Origin of the sequence: Bradyrhizobium neotropicale, from assembly GCF_001641695.1 — a bacterium.
Lineage (GTDB): Bacteria > Pseudomonadota > Alphaproteobacteria > Rhizobiales > Xanthobacteraceae > Bradyrhizobium > Bradyrhizobium neotropicale.
The window spans coordinates 141,388-160,834 of record NZ_LSEF01000028.1 but is presented as its reverse complement, the minus strand read 5'-3'; the positions used below and the strand labels follow the sequence as shown (position 1 = coordinate 160,834).

Genomic DNA, 19,447 nt, shown 5'->3' with positions numbered 1-19,447 from the left:
GACATCATGAGCATCACCCGCAGCATCCGCACGCCCATCATGCACCGCGCGGTCGAAGCCAACGGCTTCGTCTTCGTCGGCGGCACCATCGCCGACGACACCTCCGTCTCGATGGGCGAGCAGACCCGCAACATCCTCGGCAAGATCGCGGGCTATCTGAAAGAGGCCGGCACCGACACCTCGCGCGTCGTCAGCGCCTCGATCTTCGTCACCGATCTCTCCAGGAAGAGGGAGATGGACACGGCCTGGACCGAGTTCTTCGGCGACGATCTGCCGACGCGCGCAACCGTCGGCGTCGCCGATCTCGGCGGCGGCGCTCTCATCGAGGTCGTGGTGACCGCGCTGAAGGGTTGACGAGACCGCAAGGGCGGCACTCACCAAGACTGCGTGCGCCACGCGGCGCGGCAGCGCTCTCCGCAACATTCCTCAAAAGCCCGACACCCTGCCCTCAGCGGTCGGGCGGAAAAATTTAGTATGATTAGGTGATCACAACGCGTCAGTTGTGACGCGCATCTCACCAATTTGCTACTCCGGGAAACTACCGCGGTGGAAACCCCGGCGCGTGTGTTCGTGTTTGCGCAGCTTGCGCCTCACGCGCTGCCGCCCGGCTCCAGCGCCTCGCCCATCTCCAGCGGGTGGGCCATGGTCTCGTGCAGCGCATCGCGGTCGAGCTCGCCTTCGGAGATGCTGATGACGACGCAGGCGACGCCGTTGCCGATCAGATTGGTCAGCGCGCGGCACTCGCTCATGAACTTGTCGATGCCGACCAGGATCGCGATCGACTGGATCGGGATATCAGGCACGATCGAGAGCGTGGCGGCGAGCGTGATGAATCCGGCGCCGGTCACGCCCGAGGCGCCTTTCGAGGTGATCATGGCGATGCCGAGGATGCCGAGCTCCTGCCAGATGGTCAGATGGGTGTTGGTCGCCTGCGCCAGGAACAGCGTCGCCAGTGTCATGTAGATGTTGGTGCCGTCGAGGTTGAAGCTGTAGCCGGTCGGGATGACGAGGCCGACCACCGAGCGCGATGCGCCGAGATGCTCCATCTTCTGGATCATCTGCGGCAGCACCGTCTCCGAGGAGGAAGTGCCGAGCACGATCAGAAGCTCGTCCTTGATGTAGGCGATGAAGCGCAGGATCGAAAAGCCGGCGAGCCTTGCGATCGCGCCGAGCACGATCAGCACGAACAGCATGCTGGTGAGATAGAACGTGCCGATCAGGGCGGCGAGGTTGAGCAGCGAGCCGAGGCCGTAGGCGCCGACGGTGAACGCCATCGCGCCGAAGGCGCCGATCGGCGCCACGCGCACGATGATGCGGATGATGCCGAAGAACATCTTTGCGGCCTTGTCGACCGCCTCCGCAATCGGCTCGCCGGCCTTGCCGAGGAAAGCGATGGCGAAGCCGGAGAGGATCGAGATCAGGAGCACCTGCAACAGGTCGCCGCGCGCGACCGCGCCAAAATAGCTGTCGGGGATGATCGCCATCAGATGGGCGACGATGCCCTCTTCCTTCGCCTTGGTGACGTAGGTCGCCACCGATTTCGGATCGATCGTGGCCGGATCGATGTTGAAGCCGTGCCCGGGTTGGAGCACCTCGCCGACGAGCAGGCCGACCGCGAGCGCAACGGTGGAGACGGTCTCGAAATAGATCAGCGCCTTCAGCCCGACCCGGCCGACGCGCTTGAGGTCACCCATCGAGGAGATGCCGTGCACGACGGTGCAGAAGATCACCGGCGCGATCATCATCTTGATCAGCGCGATGAAGCCGTCACCAAGCGGCTTCAGTGCCTTGCCGAGATCGGGGTAGAAGTAGCCGATCAGCACCCCGAGCACGATCGCGATCAGGACCTGGACATAGAGGACCTTGTACCAGGGCTGGTGACGGCGATGGACGGCTGGCTGGATCGCAACTTGTGTCATATTGTGTGCCCCGCAACGCGTCGATCGTGCATGATCGACATCTTGTGATGGTCACCCCAGAAGCGACAATCACATTTTTGTCGGTTCGCACGAAGATTGATCGCTGCACTGCACTTGAGACGCACCTGGGGGGAACATGTCGACTGCAATGGGCTCCGAAGAGCAAGCGCGAAGCTATTTTCCGCGCTGGAAACTGAAGACCTCCGGCGTGATCATGCCGGAGGAGCGTCTGCCATGGGGCCAGACGATCGTCTCCGGCCTCCAGCACGGCGTCGCGATGTCGGGCGGAACGATCATCGCGCCGCTGCTGATGGGGTTCGATCCCAATGTTGCGCTCCTGTTCTCCGGGATCGGCACGCTGATCTTCTTCGCTGTGGTCGCCGGACGCGTGCCGAGCTATCTCGGCTCCAGCTTCGCCTTCATCGCCGTCGTCATCGCCGCCACCGGCTATTCCGGGCACGGGCCGAACCCGAACCTGTCCGTCGCGCTCGGCGGCATTATCGGGGCCGGCGTGCTCTATGGCGTAATCGCACTGATTGTGATGTGGTCCGGGGTCGGCTGGATCGAGCGGCTGATGCCGCCGGTCGTGACCGGCGCCGTGGTCGCCGCGATCGGACTCAACCTCGCGCCCGTTGCCACCAAGGCGGTGAGCGCCAGCGCGTTCGATACCTGGATCGGGATTGTGACCGTGCTGATCATCGGCGTGATCGCGGTGGCGGCGCCGGGGCTTTGGCGGCGTCTGCCGATCATCCTGGGCGCGATCGGCGGATATCTGTTGTACTGGCTCTGCGCAAATGGCCTTGGTCTCGGCAAGCCGATCGACTTCACCCAGCTCTCGGCCGCGCCGTGGATTGGATTACCGAATTTCACGGCGCCGAGCTTTCATGCCGATGCGATCTTCCTGATCGCGCCGGTCGCGATCATCCTCGTCGCCGAGAACCTCGGTCACATCAAGGCCATCGGTGCGATGACGGGGCGCAGCCTCGACGACTATCTCGGCCGCGCGCTCCTTGGCGACAGCCTCGCCACGATGGTGTCAGCCTGCGGCGGCGGCACCGGCGTCACCACCTATGCCGAGAACATCGGCGTCATGGCGGCGACGAAGGTCTATTCGACGCTCTTGTTTGCCTTTGCCGCCACGGTGTCGATCCTGCTCGGCTTCTCGCCGAAGTTCGGCGCGCTCATCCTCTCGATCCCCGGACCCGTGATCGGGGGGCTCTCGATCGTGCTGTTCGGATTGATCGCCGCGATGGCGGGCCGGATCTGGGTCGAGAACAAGGTCGACTTCGCAAATCCCGCCAATTTGATTACCGTCGCCGTGGCGCTGACGGCAGGCGCCGGCGATCTCACGCTCAAATTCGGTGCGTTCACGATGGGCGGGATCGGCACTGCGACCTTCGGCGCCATCATCCTCTATCAGATCCTGACCGGGCCGCTCGCGCGCACGGAATGAATCCCAGGGATGCGCCGCGGCGATGGAACAAAATTCCTGTTCCGTCGATGACGAGACGTACCGGAGAAAACTCATGCCACATACCGATCGCTCATCCCAACTTCCCTCCCGCCTCGTCGGTCAATATGCGCTGGTGACCGGCGCCTCTCAGGGCATCGGGCGCGCGGTCGCCATCCGGCTCGCCCAGGAAGGCGCGACCGTCGCCATCAACTATTACGATCATGCCGGGAGGGCGGAGGAGACGCTGGCGCTCGCGCGGACGGCCTCGAGCGACCGCGGCCATGGCAAGCTCGATCATGTCGTCGTCAAGGCCAATGTCGGCAATGATCAGGACATCGCCGCGATGTTCGAGACGATCTTGGCACGCTGGAAGCGCCTCGACTGTCTCGTCAACAATGCCGGCTTCCAGATGGAGTCGCCAAGCGAGGCGCTCGACGTCGAAACCTATCGCCGCATCATCGACGTCAATCTGAACGGCGCCGTGCTCTGCGCGCAGAAGGCGCTCGCCCATTTCGTCGCGCGCGGCGGAGGCGGCACCATCATCAACTGCTCGAGCGTCCACCAGATCATCCCGAAGCCCGGCTATCTCGCCTATTCGATCAGCAAGGGCGGCATGGCCAACCTCACGCGCACGCTGGCGCTCGAATTCGCGGGCCGCGGCATTCGCGTCAACGCGGTCGGGCCCGGCGCAATCGACACGCCGATCAACGCTGCCTGGACCGGCGATCCCGAAAAGCGCGGCGTCGTCACCAGCCACATCCCGCTCGGGCGGGTGGGGACGCCGGAAGAGATCGCCGCCGTCTTCGCCTTCCTCGCCTCGGACGAGTCCAGCTACATCACCGGGCAGACCATCTATGCCTGCGGCGGCCTGACGCTGTTTCCCGAATTCCGCGAGAACTGGGCGAGCTAATGCGTGCGCCGACAATATTCCGCTGAAGGTCAACCGGTCGCCGGCCGTTCGGCCCCAGCAGGAAGATGGCGGCCTCGACATTGTCGAGAGTTTCGGTGAGGACCGCCTGCGCCGTCTTGCGCTGATCGAACAACTGGCCGATCGCGACCGCGCGCTGAAAATGCGGCACGATCAGCGTCCCGCTGTCTCACCGCGTCATCGACGATCCCGTGCGTCCCATCCCTGCGGATGTTGAGCACCGAGGAACTCGTCGTAGCCTTTTCCAGGTTGACGCAGACGACGTCGGTGATCCCCTGCGGTTCGACCCATTCTTTGTGGAAGCGCGTATCGCGGAGCTCGGCTTCGGGAACGATGTCGGTCGGCGTATAGATCAAACCGGATTCGATGAAGGTTGCCGCCGGGAATACCGGATTCATCGGCATGTACTTCTCGAAATAGAGCTGCGTGTAGTGCGGGTCGTCGTTGAACAAATGCAACGCGGCCGAACTTTCGCTGGCGACATCGTGCCAATACAGCACGGCCGAAGAGCCGCCGACGATGCAGGAGTGCTCCAGCGCCCGCAGCCACAAGGTCGGATCGAGTGCGGCGTCGTAGATATCGCCGATCAGCTCTGAGAGCATTGAGGCTTCAGACGTCACGGCCAACTCAAACCGTATCGAGCATGCATTCCCGGTATTCTCGGCATTTGCGCCTGGCTGCGGTCGCGAAGCATACCGCGGCAAACAATCTGCGCGAATATTGCAGATTGATTTCGAAGTTCAAAGTGGCGAGATCGTTGTCGATTGATGGATTCCTGCCGTTTCTTTGGGCATTGTGACCGATGTTTCCGGCGCCGATCGAATGTTGAGGTCTCCTGGAATTTCTCCGCCATCCCGTAGAGCGCGTCGCTGCCGCCGACAACGGCTCCCTCAATCGCCCTGTCGCGATGCATTCCGATGCCATTCAGCAACAGTCTGCAAAAAGTAAGATGCCGCCGTCCGGTTCTCCGCCGAGTTCAACCGAACGGTTGATGTCCGGCATGCTGCCCTGGCCCACAGTCCCAGCGACCCGATCAAAGTCGGTCGGAGTTCTGGAACTGAGAGCGCAAATGCCTCGTATGATCGCCGAAACAAGGCTTCGTTTGATCAAATCCATTGGTGGCGCGGCCGCGCTCGCCGTCTTCGTCTTGGCGCTTGCTGCGAGGAGCGAGGCAGCGGGATGGGTCTGCGGCGAGGCGGGGACGGGGACCGCCCTCGGCTCCGCAACCGGTAATTATGCGTTAGCTTGCGGCTACATCAGCACCGCGAGCGGTGAGTCCAGCTTGGCGGTCGGTAACAATACCACGGCGAGCGGGGATATCAGCACGGCGGTCGGCGTCGGCGCGCGTGCAATCGGCACGGGCAGCACGGCGAGCGGCGTTGGCAGCTACGCGACTGGCGACTACAGCGTCATAAGCGGCGCCAACAGCATCGCAACGGGCGCCGGAAGCACTGCGTTGGGGGGCGGCGAATTTACTGGGGTCGGTATCCACAATGCTGCTTTCGCGTCCGGGAGTTACAGTGTCGCGATCGGAGGTGGCGGCGACGGAAGCGCTGGTCTGGGCGCACAATCCATCGGGGACAAGTCGATCGCGATCGGCCTCAGCAGCGTCGCGGCGGGGGTGTCCTCGACGGCGATCGGGAGCGGAGCCAGCGCCGCTTCGAACAGCGCGACCGCGATCGGCACTGGCGCCACCGCCAGCTTCGCGAACTCTACCGCCATCGGATCCGGCGCGACGGCGACGGCCGCCAACCAGGTCGCGATCGGCACGGCAAGCAACACGTATCGCCTGGCCGGTGTCGCGTCGACTGCGAGCCTTGCGGCCCAGAGTGGACCGGTGTCCTTCGTCACCACGGATGCGGCCGGCAATCTCGCGACGTCGAGCTTCAACCCGGCGAGCCTCACCTCATTGCAGTCGCAGTTCACCTCACTGCAATCGCAGGTGACCTCGTTGCAGTCGCAGGTGATGGACAACCGGCTCGAGGCGCGCAGCGGCACCGCGGTTGCCCTTGCCGCCGGCTCGATGCCGGCGCTGCAAGCGGGCCGCAAGTTCGCGCTCTCGGCCGGCTACGGCAATTTCGAGGGCGCCAACGCCTTTGCGGTCGGCGCCACCGCATTGCTCTACGACGGCAAGAGTTACGCGATCATCGCCAATGCCGGCGGCGGCATCGGGCTCGAGCGCAATGTCGCGGGTGGTCGCGGCGCCGTGTCGATCCAGTGGTAGACGGAACGCATTCGCCATGACGCTGCGTTGGTTGAGTGCCGGCCTTGGGCTTTTGATCCTGGGGGCGGCGGTGACGAGCTCCGCGCAGCAGACGCCGCCGCAGCCGCATCAGGCGCCTAAGCCCGCCAATATCGACCGCAACGGCGTGCTGATGCTGATCCGCTCGACGCTGCTCGCGCTCGACCATGCCAACAAGACCGGCAACTACACCGTGCTGCGCGATCTCGGCGCGCCCGGTTTCCAGGTGAATACCGCAGCAAGGCTCGCGGAGATCTTCGCCAAGCAGCGCGGCGACAAGCTTGATCTCTCCGGTGTCGCGGTGATCGATCCGCAATTGTCGCTGTTGCCGCAGATCGAGCCGAACGGGCTACTGCACATGGCGGGGTTCTTTCCGTCGGTGCCCTCGCAGGTCAATTTCGAGCTGCTGTTCGCGCCGGTCGAAGGACAGTGGCGCGCGTTCGGCGTGTCATTGTCGGTCGGTCAATCCGCACCGGTGGCGCCTGCCGCGCCCGAGGCTCCTCCGGGCAAGGCAGTCGTCTCGCAGAAACAAGCGCCGCCGCCGAAGCCGAGCGCGCCTGCGAAATAGCCGACGCGGTGGACGGAGGATGATGCGCATGCGCTTTGAGTATTCGCGCACGTGACGTTTTGCAGTCGTCGCAAACGTTGTGGTAGTCTTGATCCGCAAATGCCCCGCATGATGTTCGCTATGATCAAGAGCCGGCCGTGACGTCTGAAGCCGCTTTGCTGTCAGAGCTGATCGGCCTCGTCTACGACGCCGCGCTCGATCCCACGCTTTGGCCGCGGGCCCTGGAGCAGGCCTGCCTGTTCGTCGGCGGCTCCTCCGGCGTGCTGTTCTGGCACGACGCGGCTGCCGAGCAAACTTCGGCGCTGCACCTCTTCAACGAAGAGCCGACCTACACGAAGCTCTATAGCGAGAAATATCTTCCCTTGAATCCCTGCTACCCGGCGGCGACTTTCTTCGAGGCCGGCGTCGTCTACGGATCGACCGAGCTCGTTCCGTTCGAAGAGATGGCGGACACGCGCTTCTATGCGGAGTGGATGAAGCCACAGGGCATGGTCGATGCGCTCGCGGCCAATCTGGAGAAAGGGGCGACCATCTCCTCGGTCGTCAGCGTTCGGCTGCATGAGAAGGATGGCCTTGCCGATGCCGACCACCGCCGCCGGCTCGGTCTCATCGTTCCGCATTTCCAACGCGCGGTGTCGATCGGGCGGCTGTTCGACCAGAGCAAGGCTGCGCAGTCAGCCCTGATCCAGACGCTCGACAACGTGACGGCCGGCGTCTTCCTGGTCGGTCCGGGCGGGCGCCTGGTTTTCGCCAACGTGCCGGGACGCGCCATGCTGGACGAAGGTGCGCTGCTGACCGAGCGGATGGGCGTGCTGACCGCGGCCGCGCCGGCCGCGCAGCGCGCGTTGCGCGACGCGCTCGTTGTCGCCGAGACCGGCAATGCGACGGTCGACGGTGCCGGCCCGATCCCGCTCTCGGCCGCGCTCCCGGGCCGCTGGTTTGCCAGTGTGCTGCCGCTGACCTCGGGCGACCGCCAGCGCACGGGCGCGCTGCATTCGGCCGTTGCCGCGGTCTTCGTCCGCAAGACCTCGCCGGCAAGCCCGCCGCCGCTGGAGGCGCTCGCAAGGCTCTACAAGCTCACGGCCAGCGAAATCCGCGTGCTCGATGCCGTCATGAAGGTGAGCGGGGTGAAGGCGCTGGCGGAGACGCTCGGGCTGACGCAGGCAACCGTGAAGACGCATCTTCACAACGTCTTCCGCAAGACCGGCACCACGCGGCAGAGCGAGCTCGTGAAGCTGATCGCCGGATTCGAGGCGCCGCAACCGCAGTGATCATTGCATCGGCGCGGCTCGCGGCGATGCGACATTGCAACACCGTCCTGAAAACAATTCGCCCAGAGGTGGCATAAAGGCCGATAGCTGCATTCTTCAACCGAACGGTTGATGCGCGACAACGGTCCTTTGCTTCATGTGTCGCCGAACAGGCGAACAAGAAAATGGGGCGTTACGTCATGGTCTCTTTGCTCTCGCGCGGAACGTCCAACCGGTTCGCATCTTCCGGCCTTGCACGCGTTCCGCTGGCCCTTTGCGCCGCTGTGATCGGCGCCGCTATCGGCGCCGGGCCGGTTTGGGCTGCCGACTACGCCGCGGGCGGCGGCATCGTGAACGCGCCATCCGGTGCCGCGACCGCGATCGGCAGCTTCGCAAACACGACCGGCGAGTTTGCAACCGCCGTCGGCTCCCAGGCCCATGCAAACGGTGGCGGTGCGAGTGCATTCGGCTTCAATGCGGGCGCCGCTGGCGACGGTGCCACCGCCGTCGGTAACTCCAGCGCTGCGACCGGCCAAAGTGCAACGGCAACGGGCACGAATGCCCATGCCACCGGCGATTTTGCCACCGCCACCGGCGCGAACAGCCAGGCCGACGGTCTCAACGCCACGGCAAACGGCCAGAACAGCCAGGCGCACGGCGCTGCGGCCAGCAGCTATGGCCAGAACAGCCTTGCGGCCGGTCCCAACGCGACTTCGATCGGCCAGAACAGCAAAGCCACGGGGGACAATGCGACCGCGCTCGGCCAGGGCAGCGTCGCGGACGCCGTGACGGCGACGGCGATCGGCCAGGGCAGTAACGCTCTTGCCGCCTCTGCCACCGCCGTCGGCCAGGCCAGCGCGGCGAACGTCACCGGCGCAACGGCTGTGGGCAGCAATGCCAGCGTCACCGGGATCAATTCCGTTGCGCTCGGCGTCAATGCGACGGCCACGGCCGCGAACGCGGTTGCGATCGGTGCCGGCTCGGTCGCCAATGCCGCCAACACCGTCTCGTTCGGCAGCGCCGGCAACGAACGGCGGCTGACCAATGTGGCTGCCGGCGTCAATCCGACCGACGCCGTCAATGTCGGCCAGCTCAACGGTGTCACCTCGAATTTCCAGTCCCAGATCAGCTCGCTCCAGGCGCAGATCGGCAACAACCTCACCGAGGCGCGGCGCGGCATCGCCGCATCGGTCGCGGCCGCAAGCGCGCCGATGCCCTCGGCGCCGGGCAAGACCACATGGCAGGTGCGCGGTTCGGCCTTCCACGGCGAGGGTGGCTTCGGCTTCGGCTTTGCCCATCGTCTCAACACGGCGATGCCGCTCACCATCGTCGGCGGCTACGGCAATGGCGGCGGCACCGAGCACACCGCCTATGTCGGTGTCGGCGGGGAGTTTTGAGCGCAGGCCCGCACCTGGAAAAAGAGCGCGGCGCAGATTACATCTGCGCCCATGGCAAGACATCCGCTCGAGGAATTCGTTGATCGGCACGAACGTCTGTTCGTGCTGACCGGGGCCGGCTGCAGCACGAATTCGGGCATCCCCGACTATCGCGACAGCCACGGCAACTGGAAGCGGACCCAGCCGGTCAACTTTCAGGCCTTCATGACCGAGGAGCGCACGCGCCAGCGCTACTGGGCGCGCAGCCTGATCGGATGGCGGCGGTTCGGCCAGGCCCGCCCGAACGATGCGCATCATGCGCTGGCCCGGCTCGAAGCAAATGGGCGGTGCGAGATGCTGCTGACGCAGAACGTTGACCGGCTGCATCAATCGGCCGGCCATCGCCAGGTGATCGATCTGCACGGCCGGCTCGATCTGGTCCGCTGCATGGGCTGCGGCCGGAAGACCCCGCGCTATGAGTTTCAGGATGCCCTCGGTAGCGCCAATGCGGTATGGCTGACGCTTGATGCCACGGATGCGCCGGACGGTGACGCCAACCTGGAGCACGCGGATTTTGCCTCCTTCAACGTGCCGGCCTGCGAATCCTGCGGCGGCATCCTCAAGCCCGACGTCGTGTTCTTCGGCGAGAATGTCCCGCGCGACGTCGTCGCAACGGCGCAAGAGCACCTGGAGCAGGCCGACGCCATGCTGGTCGTCGGCTCCTCGCTGATGGTCTATTCCGGCTTCCGCTTCGTTCAGACGGCCGCGCGCCGCCAGATCCCGATCGCCGCGGTCAATCTCGGCCGCACCCGCGCCGACGATCTGCTCGCGCTCAAGGTCGAGGAGCGCTGCGAAGCGGCGCTGGCATTCCTGCTTTAGACGCGCGCTCCTGCCGCATAGGTGCCACGCAAAGCTGTCCGGTGGCTTCACCACCGGCGCGGTCGCTGGTATGAAAATTGCTGCGGTTTCGATCCCAGTTTGACGATCAGCACGGAGAGTTCTGGAATGCTTGAAGGAGCCGAGGTGCGGCTTGCCGTCGATATCGGAGGCACGTTCACCGACATCGTGCTGGACGTAGGCGAGACGCGCAAGACGCGCAAGGTGCTGACGACGCCGCAGCGGCCCGAGCAGGCGGTGCTGGACGGGATGCGTCTCATCCTCACTGACGCGCGCGCACATATCAGCGACATCGACGTCTTCATTCATGGCACGACGCTTGCCACCAACGCCATCATCGAGCGGCGTGGCGCGAAGACGGCGCTGATCGCGACCGACGGCTTTCGCGACGTGCTCGATATCGGCACCGAGAGCCGCTACGACCAATATGACCTCTCGATAGACAAGCCGAAGCCGCTGGCGCCGCGTTCCCTGCGCTTCACCGTGCCCGAACGCATCGATGCGCATGGTGCCGTCCGCCTCGCGCTCGATGAAGCGGCGGTGCGTGCGCTCGTGCCGAAGCTGCGCGCGCTGAAGGTCGAGAGCGTCGCGATTGCTTTCCTGCACTCTTACGCCAATCCCGAGCACGAGCGTCGCGCGGCCGCGATACTCGCCGAGGAGATGCCCGGCGTCTCCGTGGCGCTGTCCTCGGCGGTCTGTCCCGAGATCCGCGAATATGAACGCACCTCGACGGCGGTCGCCAATGCCTATGTGCAGCCGCTGATCGACGGCTATCTCGCCCGCATGGCCGATGCCTTGCAGGTCGAGCAGTTCCGCGGCGCCATCTATCTCGTCACCTCCGGCGGCGGCGTCACCTCGATCGAGACGGCGCGGCGCTTTCCGGTGCGTCTCGTCGAGTCCGGACCTGCCGGTGGCGCGATCTTCGCGGCGCAGATCGCCGCTCGGTCAGGGGAGAGCAAGGTGCTCTCCTTCGACATGGGCGGCACCACCGCAAAGATCTGCCTGATCGAGAAGTTTCAGCCGGAGACCTCGCGCGTGTTCGAGGTCGATCGCGCCGCGCGCTTCCTGAAAGGCTCAGGGCTCCCGGTGCGCATCCCCGTAATCGAGATGGTCGAGATCGGCGCCGGCGGCGGCTCGATCGCCCATGTCGATGCGATGAAGCGGGTCACCGTCGGCCCCGAGAGCGCTTCGTCCGAACCGGGACCGGCCTGTTATGGCCGGGGCGGACAGCGCCCCGCCGTGACCGATGCGGACGTCGCGCTCGGCATGATTGACCCCGACGCCTTTGCCGCCGGCACGATCAAGCTCAGCCCCGAGCTTTCGAAAGAGGCCTTGCTGCGCGACGTCGGCGAGCCGCTCGGTCTGTCGGCGGAAACTGCGGCCTACGCCGTACACGAGGTCGTCTGTGAGAACATGGCGAGCGCGGCGCGCGTGCACGCGGTCGAGCGCGGCGCCGTGGTCGGCCAGCACACGCTGATCGCGTTCGGCGGCGCCGCGCCGCTGCATGCGGCACGTGTCGCCGAGAAGATCGGCGTCTCCCGCGTGATCGTGCCGTCGAATGCCGGCGTCGGCTCGGCGGTCGGATTCCTTGCAGCCCCCATCGCTTATGAGCTCGTACGCAGCCGACACGTCCGGCTCGACGATTTCGACACCGAGGCGGTGTCGGACCTGCTCCAGGAGATGGCGATCGAGGCGCGCGCGCTGGTCGAGCCCGGTGCGGCCGGTGCGCCCGTGCACGAACGCCGTTCCGCGTTCATGCGCTATGTCGGCCAGGGCCACGAGATCGCGGTCGAGTTGCCGAACCGGCGGCTGACGACGGCCGATCTCGCCGGCCTGCGCCAGAAGTTCGAGGCCGATTATGCCGCGATGTTCGAGCGGCCGATCCCGGGTGCCGCCATCGAGGTCTTGAGCTGGTCGGTGCTGGCGACCACCGAGCCGCGCAATCCGCCCACGGTCGCGGCCGTCGCGCGCAAGCCGGCCGGCAAGGCCTCCGGCAGCCGGAAGTTCTTCGACGGCCGGGCAGGCGAGGTCATCGAGATTCCGCTCTATCGCCGCGAGGACATGGCGCCGGGCACGACCATCGCGGGACCGGCCGTGATCGCGGAAGACGAAACGTCAACGTTCGTCTCCACCAGTTTCGACGCCCATATCGATGGTGCCGGCAGCATCGTCATGGAACGAAAGGCGGCATGATCATGAGCAACGCAAGCGGCGCGAGCCTGATCGATCTCCAGATCATGTGGCACCGGCTGATCGCCGTGGTCGAGGAGCAGGCGCAGGTGCTGCTCCGCACCGCCTTCAGCCCGATCGTGCGCGAATGCGGCGACCTTTCGGCCGGCGTGTTCGACCTCAAGGGGCGGATGCTGGCGCAGGCGGTGACGGGTACGCCCGGCCACGTCAACTCAATGGCGGAATCGGTCAAGCATTTCATCGCGCACTTTCCAATTCAGTCGATGAAGAAGGGCGACGCCTACATCACCAACGATCCCTGGATGGGCACCGGCCATCTCAACGACTTCGTCGTCACCACGCCCTGCTTCAAGGACGGCAAGGTCGTCGCGCTGTTCTCCTGCACCAGCCATCTCATGGACATCGGCGGCATCGGCTTCGGGCCTGATGCCACCGACGTGTTCATGGAGGGGCTCTACATCCCCATGCTGAAGCTGATCGACGGCGGCGTCGTCAACGAAACGCTGATGGCGATGATCCGCACCAACACGCGGCTGCCGATCGACACCGAGGGCGACACCTATTCGCTCGCCGGCTGCAACGACGTCGGTTGCGAGCGCCTCGTCGAGATGATGACCGAGTTCAGCATCGACACGCTCGACGAGCTTGGCGACTACATCTGCGACCGCTCGCGCGAGGCCGTGCTTGCGGAGATCGCGAAGTTGCCGAAGGGAAGCTGGCGCAACAGCATGGTCGTCGACGGCTATGATGCGCCGGTCACGCTGGCCGCGACGCTGACGATCTCGGATATGGGCATTCACGTCGATTTCGACGGCACCTCGGCCGCTTCGAAGTTCGGCATCAACGTGCCCTTGTCCTACACCACCGCCTATACCGTGTTCGGCCTCGGCTGCGTCGTCGCCTCGCAGATCCCGAACAATGCCGGCTCGTTGTCACCGCTCACGGTATCGGCGCCTGCGGGCGCGATCCTGAATGCGCCCAAGCCCGCGCCGGTGGCCTCGCGCCACGTGATCGGCCAGATGCTGCCCGACGTGGTGTTCGGCTGCCTGCGCCAGATCATTCCCGAGCGCGTGCCGGCCGAGGGCACCTCGTGCCTGTGGAATCTCAACGTGCGCGGACAGACACGCTCTGGTGCCGGCGGCAATTACGGATTCTCGATGGCAGTGACCAGCAATGGCGGCACCGGCGCGCGCTTCGGCAAGGACGGGCTGTCGGCGACCGCCTATCCCAGCGGCGTGCGCGGCACGCCGGTCGAGATCGCGGAGACGCAGACGCCGCTGATCTTCTGGCGCAAGGAGCTGCGTCCGGATTCCGGCGGGGCAGGGCGCACGCGCGGCGGGCTCGGCCAGATCATCGAAGTCGGCAGCGGCGTCGATGCGCCGTTCGAGATCCTGGCGGCCTTCGACCGCATCGATCATCCGCCGCGCGGCCGTGACGCTGGACGCGATGGCGAAGCCGGCTATGTCGGCCTGAAGTCGGGACAGAAGATGCGCGGCAAGGGTTTTCAGATCGTGCCGTCTAACGACCGGCTCGTGGTGATGACGCCCGGCGGTGCCGGCATCGGCGATCCCCGCGAGCGCGATCGCGCGGCCGTCAACAGCGACGTCGAGAGCGGATTGGTGTCCTCAGACAATGCGGTTGCGATCTATGGCCGCGCGGGGTGACGGGCTCGGCTGTATCCCCTGCGTCACGCAGCCCGGTCCCGCCGACAGTGCTTTGCGGGTAACTCGCTTCGGTCCGAAATTTGTCGATTGAGACGAAACGGTCAGTGTTGCTGCCGTTTTCAAATTCGCCCTCGCGTCAAATTCACGCCATGCGCGCATTCCGTCTTTGCACTCCCTGTGATCCGGCGTACTCTTTGACGCCGAGCAGAAGTGCAACAGCAATCACTCCAGTGAACGTAGCTCCTTTGGCGACATGCGCCGAAAGAGAGGGACATCTGTTGGCAGCTCATGTCCGATGGAGAACAATCGACACGTATTGAACTGCAAACGTCCCTCGCGGCGGCGCCTATAAGACGCAATCATCAAGCACAAAAGCGGGAGGAAGTGCCTATGAGGAAGCAGTGGCTTAACTCGGGTTTACCTGTTCTTGTCGGTGCAACGCTTGCGGCGTCGGCGGCGTTGGCTCAAGCCGTGGATACGGCCCGGATCGAGGCTGCCGGTCAGAACGATTGGCTCACCTATCACGGTTCATACAAATCCTATCACTACAGCCCGCTCGCGCAGATCAACGCGAACAACGTCGGCAATCTGGGCGTAGCCTGGATGCACATTCCCGGACGATCGACGCGCGGCCTGCAGTCAATGCCGCTCGTGGCCGATGGCGTGCTGTATTACTCGGGTTCTTACAGCCGGGTCTTTGCGCTGAATGGCGCGACGGGCGAGGTCATCTGGTCGTTCTTTCCGGAGCTGGATGAAGCGCTGATCAGCCGACAGACCCACTCTCCTTACAACCGCGGCGTAGCTCTCGGTGAAGGCAAGGTCTTTGTCGGTACGATGGATGGCCGTCTCATCGGGCTGGATGCGAAGACGGGAAAGGTCCTTTGGGACACCAAGCTGATCGACTCGCAGAAGCTCACTGTCGGCTTCACCGGCGCTCCGCTTTACGCGAAGGGGAGCGTGATCATCGGCGCGCAAGGTGGTGAATGGCCGGGCCGTGGCCCGATCTTCGCCGTCGATGCCGCCACCGGCAAGAAGAAGTGGGAGTTCTTGACGGTCGCAGGCACCGACGAGGCCATGAAGACTTGGGGCAGCGATTCCTGGCGCACCGGCGGTGGTGGCGGCTGGATGCCGGGCACCTACGACTCCGAGACCAACACCATCCTGTGGGGTACCGCGAACCCGGCACCGCTCTACGATTGGTCGGGCACTGATTACAAGACGCAAGGTGCGCGTCCCGGCGACAATCTCTATACGAGTTCGGTGATCGGTCTCGATATCGATAGCGGCAAGCTGAAATTCTACCATCAGGAGCTGCCGCACGACGCCTGGGACTTCGACAGCGCCGTCGGCGAGTTCGTGATGCTCGAGCGCGACGGCCAGAAGCTCGTGGTTCATCCGAACAAGAGCGGCTACATCTTCGTCTATGACCGCAATCTCGGTTTGAAGAACGTCTGGCGGATCACCGAGAACAGCAATTTTGTGAAGAACATCGACCCCAAGACCGGCGAATTGGTTGGCCGGCGTGACTTTAAAGCAGGAAAGGTAGACGAGCCGCTGTGTCCGCACATCTCCGGCGGCGTCAGCTTCAACGCCGGCTCCTACAACCCGAAGACGGGCCTCTACTACAAGCTCGGCCAGGAATGGTGCATGACCCTCGAGGTCATGAAGACGACGCCGGTGACCGCCCCGCAAGCACAGCTCAATATCGGGGCCGATTTCAAGATTGCGCCTCCGCCGGGTGGGGAGATTTATGGTCATCTCGACGCGCGCGATCCGGTGACCGGGGCCAAGAAGTGGGAAGTCCGCTTCCCCGAACCACCGCTCGCGAGCGTGCTGTCGACCGCGGGTAATCTCGTGTTCGTGCCTGACTCCCGCGGCATCATTCATGCCTACGATGCCGAATCGGGGACCGAGCTGTGGAATCACAACAACGGCACCGGCCATCAGGGCGGAATCGTCAGCTACTCTGCCGGCGGCAAGCAGTATATCGCGGTGACCGCGGGCTTTGGCGGCATGGCGTCGGACGACTACGCGCCGACCTTCGGCGGTGTTTACAAAAGCATGCCGCGCGACGATGGCGCGCTCATCGTCTACAGCTTGAAATAGGTCGTACGGATGACCTGTCGGGGAGCGGGAACACTCCCGCTCCCCGCGCATTTCAGTGGTTGATGGACTTTGCGAAAACGGAGCGGTACCCAGTGAAATCGAATTTGGGGACCATGACGTTATTGCCGGCGGCCGCACTGGCTGTCTCCCTGGCATGTGGCGTGCCGGTCCATGCGCAGTCTGCCACTCCTGCACCGGACCAGGAGACATTCGACGTCGGGCAGTTGTTTGCAACGACCTGTGGCTGGTGTCATTCCGATGGGGGGCGCGCGGCCGGCAAGGGGCCGCAGCTCATGAATACGACACGCGACGACGCTTATCTTCGCAGCCGCATCAAGAGCGGCAAGTCAGGCGCGATGCCCGCATTCGGCGAGACCTTCAGCGACGCGCAGATCGACCAGATCATCACATACATCCGGCAACTCAAGCCGCGCGAGGGCTGAATCGCGAAAGACCCGATCCATCCAAATGAGGACGCGGAATGAAGGCAATTGTCCCGGTCATCGTCGGCGCCGCCATCGGGCTATCAGGACCGGCGCAGGCGCGAACCCTGGACGCGATCCGCTCGAGCGGCGCGATGGGGCTCTGCGCGCATCCCAACTCGCTTCCCTTCGCGCGCAAGGCCGGCGATCCGCCCGGCTTCCAGGTCGAGTTGGGACAGGTGCTGGCAGGCGAGCTCGGTGTCTCGCTGAGGCTCGACTGGATCATCACGCAGTACCAGATGCGGAGCGCCGGCTGTGACATTCTTCTGGATGTCATCGCCGACCGTGAAGCGCAGGGTGAGACCCGCTTGAGGATCTCGAAACCGTACTATCGCACGGGCGTCGCGCTCGCAGTGCCGTCATCAAGCACGCTCACCTCGTTCAAGAGCCTCAACGGGTCTACCAAGGTGGGGGTGCAGGTCGGATCTGTTGCCGCCATGATCATCGGTCAACGGCACGTGCCCACATCGACCTTCGGCTTCGAGAGCGACAGCCTCGATGCCGTGTCAAACCATGAGATCGATGCCGCTGCGGTGACGCCCACCGCGGCGAGCTATTTCAATCTGACGCATCCGGACAAGGCACTCCGGATCCTGGATCGCGACGAGAGCGTGGCCGATCTCAACTGGAATGTCGCCGTCGGCATGGTTCGCCCGGATGATGCGTTCAGCGAAGCCATCGACGCAGCGCTGGAACGGCTGCGGAACGACGGCACGATCGATCGGATCTATCGCCGCTACGGTATCGTCCTCGAGGCGCCGAGATAGCCGTGCGCCTCGGCCCCGGTAGTCCAAAGGGCTCGATCAATCGAGGCGCGCCACCTAGCAGGCGCGATGTCCTTCAAGGTTTGGCCGCCGGAGCGGCAATGGGAGCGGCTTCGGCATCCGCCGGCGAGGGACGCAGGATCGGTCTCCAACTCTATACGGTCCGCGACCTCCTAAAGAACGACTTTGAGGGCACCCTGCGCAACGTTGCTCTCTTCGGCTATAGCGAGGTGGAGTTCGCCGGCATTCTCGGCCCTGACGTAAGGCGCACCGGCGAGCTTTTGCGCAGCCTCGGTCTCAGCGCACCGTCGTTGCATCTCGAATATGGCAATCTGCGGGACAAGACCGGATCATCGTTCGACCTCGCCCATTCGCTTGGCAGCCGGTTCGTCGTCTGTCCATGGCTTGATCCGCCGGAGCGACAGACGATCGATGACTGGAAGCGGATTTGCGACGAGTTGAACAGGATCGGTGAACTGGCGGCGCGTGCCGGGCTGACGCTCGCCTACCACAATCATGATTTCGAGTTCGCAGACCTCGCTGGCGGCATCTTGCCGTACGACGTTCTGCTCAGCCGCACGGACGAGCGCTTCGTCAAGTTCGAGCTCGACGTCTACTGGGCAACCAGGGGCAATCTCGACTCCGCGCTTGTTCTGAGGGCACATCCATCGCGATTTCGCCTGCTTCATCTCAAGGACATGGCGACGGATGGATCGACCACCGAGCTGGGGCGTGGCACGATTGATTTCGCTGGGATACTCGACGCTGCGTTTGAGAGCGGCGTGCAGCATATGTTCGTCGAGCAGGATATTTCGGCCGATCCCTTGCGAAGCATTGAGATCAGCATCGCTTTCCTTCGCCGCCAACCGCATTTTGCGCAGGGCAGATGATGCTGCCGTCCCGGCCCGGAGGCCGGGACGACGATGCCTCGACTGTTCGCTACGCCGCCGCCTTCCGCCGCGCCTGCTCGGCCTTGTACAGCTCGAACTCCTCCGCGATCGCCTTCGCGATCGAGGGGCGCTGACGTAGGCGCTCGTAATAGGCCTTCACGTTCGGCCATTTCGCGAGCTCGATCGGCGGCGTCGCCATGGTCCAGTTGATGACCGTGACGAGATAGGCGTCGGCGACGCTGAAATGGTCGAGCAGGAACTCGCGGTCCTGCAGGTAGTTGTCGAGATAGTCGAGCCGCGACAGGTTCTTCTCCAGCACGTAGGCCTTGGCCTCCTGCGGCGCCTTGCGGTCGAGCACGGGCACGAACAGACCCTTGTGCAGCTCGGTGCCGATGAAGCAGAGCCATTGATGCAGCCGCGTGCGATCGATGCCCGGTGGCGTGCCGATGCCGGATTGCGGAAAACGGTCGGCGACATATTGCAGGATCGCCGCGTTCTCGGTCAGCACCACGCCCTCGTCGGTGCGCAGCGTCGGTACGAGGCCGATTGGATTGACGGCGCGGAAGTCGGAGCCGTCGTTCAACACTTTCTTGGTCGGCGGATCGACTTCGAGATAATTCGCCTCGGCGCCGGCTTCATACAGCGCGACGCGGGTCGCCATCGAGCAGGCGAGCGGTGAGAAATAAAGGTCCATCTGTAGCCTCCTTGGGCAACTCCT

At 64.4% G+C, this 19,447-nt stretch carries 17 protein-coding genes; 14 read left to right on the top strand and 3 right to left on the bottom strand.

All coding sequences use genetic code 11. The annotated features are described in order from the left end of the window. The first annotated feature begins 6 nt into the window (after nucleotides 1–6). A complete protein-coding gene (locus tag AXW67_RS06640; RefSeq protein WP_063677212.1) occupies nucleotides 7–354 on the top strand; it encodes a RidA family protein in 348 nt (115 codons plus the stop codon). A 236-nt stretch (nucleotides 355–590) separates the two neighbouring features. Here the strand turns inward: AXW67_RS06640 and AXW67_RS06635 are convergent, their stop codons facing one another. Next, nucleotides 591–1,919, bottom strand: a complete 1,329-nt coding sequence (locus AXW67_RS06635; RefSeq protein WP_063677211.1) for a dicarboxylate/amino acid:cation symporter — start codon at nucleotides 1,917–1,919, stop codon at nucleotides 591–593. Between the two features lie 136 nt (nucleotides 1,920–2,055). Here AXW67_RS06635 and AXW67_RS06630 point away from each other — a divergent pair, with 136 nt between their 5' ends. Together AXW67_RS06630 and AXW67_RS06625 are read left to right on the top strand one after the other, a co-directional pair. Continuing rightward, nucleotides 2,056–3,372 carry a solute carrier family 23 protein gene (locus AXW67_RS06630; RefSeq protein ID WP_063677210.1) on the top strand — a complete coding sequence of 439 codons (1,317 nt, stop codon included), beginning with the start codon at nucleotides 2,056–2,058 and terminating at the stop codon, nucleotides 3,370–3,372. A gap of 73 nt (nucleotides 3,373–3,445) precedes the next feature. Then, on the top strand, nucleotides 3,446–4,282 hold the full coding sequence (locus tag AXW67_RS06625) for an SDR family oxidoreductase (RefSeq protein ID WP_063677209.1): 837 nt from the start codon (nucleotides 3,446–3,448) through the stop codon (nucleotides 4,280–4,282). A 29-nt stretch (nucleotides 4,283–4,311) separates the two neighbouring features. On the opposite strand, the gene AXW67_RS06620 is transcribed toward AXW67_RS06625, so the two are convergent. Continuing rightward, nucleotides 4,312–4,920, bottom strand: coding sequence for a hypothetical protein (locus AXW67_RS06620; protein ID WP_145927445.1), 609 nt, complete (start codon nucleotides 4,918–4,920; stop codon nucleotides 4,312–4,314). Nucleotides 4,921–5,369: 449 nt separating this feature from the next. Here AXW67_RS06620 and AXW67_RS06615 point away from each other — a divergent pair, with 449 nt between their 5' ends. From AXW67_RS06615 to AXW67_RS06565, 11 genes are all read left to right on the top strand, one after another. Then, nucleotides 5,370–6,524, top strand: coding sequence for a hypothetical protein (locus AXW67_RS06615; RefSeq protein WP_161491231.1), 1,155 nt, complete (start codon nucleotides 5,370–5,372; stop codon nucleotides 6,522–6,524). 16 nt (nucleotides 6,525–6,540) lie between these two features. After that, on the top strand, nucleotides 6,541–7,110 hold the full coding sequence (locus AXW67_RS06610) for a hypothetical protein (RefSeq protein WP_063677206.1): 570 nt from the start codon (nucleotides 6,541–6,543) through the stop codon (nucleotides 7,108–7,110). Nucleotides 7,111–7,247: 137 nt separating this feature from the next. Then, nucleotides 7,248–8,381, top strand: a complete 1,134-nt coding sequence (locus tag AXW67_RS06605; protein ID WP_063677205.1) for a helix-turn-helix transcriptional regulator — start codon at nucleotides 7,248–7,250, stop codon at nucleotides 8,379–8,381. Nucleotides 8,382–8,560: 179 nt separating this feature from the next. Next, nucleotides 8,561–9,757, top strand: coding sequence for a YadA family autotransporter adhesin (locus AXW67_RS06600; protein WP_082907804.1), 1,197 nt, complete (start codon nucleotides 8,561–8,563; stop codon nucleotides 9,755–9,757). A 51-nt stretch (nucleotides 9,758–9,808) separates the two neighbouring features. Then, nucleotides 9,809–10,615: an NAD-dependent protein deacetylase gene (locus AXW67_RS06595; protein ID WP_245315437.1), complete on the top strand. Its 807-nt coding sequence runs from the start codon at nucleotides 9,809–9,811 to the stop codon at nucleotides 10,613–10,615. Nucleotides 10,616–10,741: 126 nt separating this feature from the next. After that, the gene (locus AXW67_RS06590; RefSeq protein ID WP_063677203.1) at nucleotides 10,742–12,826 is read left to right on the top strand and encodes a hydantoinase/oxoprolinase family protein; all 2,085 of its coding nucleotides are present in this window, start codon (nucleotides 10,742–10,744) and stop codon (nucleotides 12,824–12,826) included. 2 nt (nucleotides 12,827–12,828) lie between these two features. Then, nucleotides 12,829–14,487: a hydantoinase B/oxoprolinase family protein gene (locus tag AXW67_RS06585; RefSeq protein WP_063677301.1), complete on the top strand. Its 1,659-nt coding sequence runs from the start codon at nucleotides 12,829–12,831 to the stop codon at nucleotides 14,485–14,487. Nucleotides 14,488–14,877: 390 nt separating this feature from the next. Continuing rightward, nucleotides 14,878–16,593, top strand: a complete 1,716-nt coding sequence (locus AXW67_RS06580) for a pyrroloquinoline quinone-dependent dehydrogenase (RefSeq protein ID WP_063677202.1) — start codon at nucleotides 14,878–14,880, stop codon at nucleotides 16,591–16,593. 62 nt (nucleotides 16,594–16,655) lie between these two features. After that, complete coding sequence (locus AXW67_RS40280; RefSeq protein ID WP_245315436.1) at nucleotides 16,656–17,036, top strand: c-type cytochrome; 381 nt, start codon at nucleotides 16,656–16,658, stop codon at nucleotides 17,034–17,036. Between the two features lie 38 nt (nucleotides 17,037–17,074). Next, nucleotides 17,075–17,842 (top strand): substrate-binding periplasmic protein, encoded by a 768-nt coding sequence (locus tag AXW67_RS06570; protein WP_027553182.1) that lies wholly within the window; start codon nucleotides 17,075–17,077, stop codon nucleotides 17,840–17,842. A gap of 2 nt (nucleotides 17,843–17,844) precedes the next feature. Further along, the gene (locus AXW67_RS06565; RefSeq protein ID WP_082907802.1) at nucleotides 17,845–18,729 is read left to right on the top strand and encodes a sugar phosphate isomerase/epimerase family protein; all 885 of its coding nucleotides are present in this window, start codon (nucleotides 17,845–17,847) and stop codon (nucleotides 18,727–18,729) included. A 49-nt stretch (nucleotides 18,730–18,778) separates the two neighbouring features. On the opposite strand, the gene AXW67_RS06560 is transcribed toward AXW67_RS06565, so the two are convergent. Next, nucleotides 18,779–19,423, bottom strand: a complete 645-nt coding sequence (locus tag AXW67_RS06560) for a glutathione binding-like protein (RefSeq protein ID WP_063677199.1) — start codon at nucleotides 19,421–19,423, stop codon at nucleotides 18,779–18,781. Nucleotides 19,424–19,447: the final 24 nt, after the last annotated feature.

Coding starts and splice junctions, on each gene's coding strand:
- AXW67_RS06595 (WP_245315437.1), top strand. CDS start 9,809: ATGGCAAGACATCCGCTCGAGGAATTCGTTGATCGGCACGAACGTCTG.
- AXW67_RS06600 (WP_082907804.1), top strand. CDS start 8,561: ATGGTCTCTTTGCTCTCGCGCGGAACGTCCAACCGGTTCGCATCTTCC.
- AXW67_RS06610 (WP_063677206.1), top strand. CDS start 6,541: ATGACGCTGCGTTGGTTGAGTGCCGGCCTTGGGCTTTTGATCCTGGGG.
- AXW67_RS06615 (WP_161491231.1), top strand. CDS start 5,370: ATGCCTCGTATGATCGCCGAAACAAGGCTTCGTTTGATCAAATCCATT.
- AXW67_RS40280 (WP_245315436.1), top strand. CDS start 16,656: ATGGACTTTGCGAAAACGGAGCGGTACCCAGTGAAATCGAATTTGGGG.
- AXW67_RS06640 (WP_063677212.1), top strand. CDS start 7: ATGAGCATCACCCGCAGCATCCGCACGCCCATCATGCACCGCGCGGTC.
- AXW67_RS06570 (WP_027553182.1), top strand. CDS start 17,075: ATGAAGGCAATTGTCCCGGTCATCGTCGGCGCCGCCATCGGGCTATCA.
- AXW67_RS06585 (WP_063677301.1), top strand. CDS start 12,829: ATGAGCAACGCAAGCGGCGCGAGCCTGATCGATCTCCAGATCATGTGG.
- AXW67_RS06580 (WP_063677202.1), top strand. CDS start 14,878: ATGAGGAAGCAGTGGCTTAACTCGGGTTTACCTGTTCTTGTCGGTGCA.
- AXW67_RS06635 (WP_063677211.1), bottom strand. CDS start 1,919: ATGACACAAGTTGCGATCCAGCCAGCCGTCCATCGCCGTCACCAGCCC.
- AXW67_RS06630 (WP_063677210.1), top strand. CDS start 2,056: ATGTCGACTGCAATGGGCTCCGAAGAGCAAGCGCGAAGCTATTTTCCG.
- AXW67_RS06560 (WP_063677199.1), bottom strand. CDS start 19,423: ATGGACCTTTATTTCTCACCGCTCGCCTGCTCGATGGCGACCCGCGTC.
- AXW67_RS06590 (WP_063677203.1), top strand. CDS start 10,742: ATGCTTGAAGGAGCCGAGGTGCGGCTTGCCGTCGATATCGGAGGCACG.
- AXW67_RS06625 (WP_063677209.1), top strand. CDS start 3,446: ATGCCACATACCGATCGCTCATCCCAACTTCCCTCCCGCCTCGTCGGT.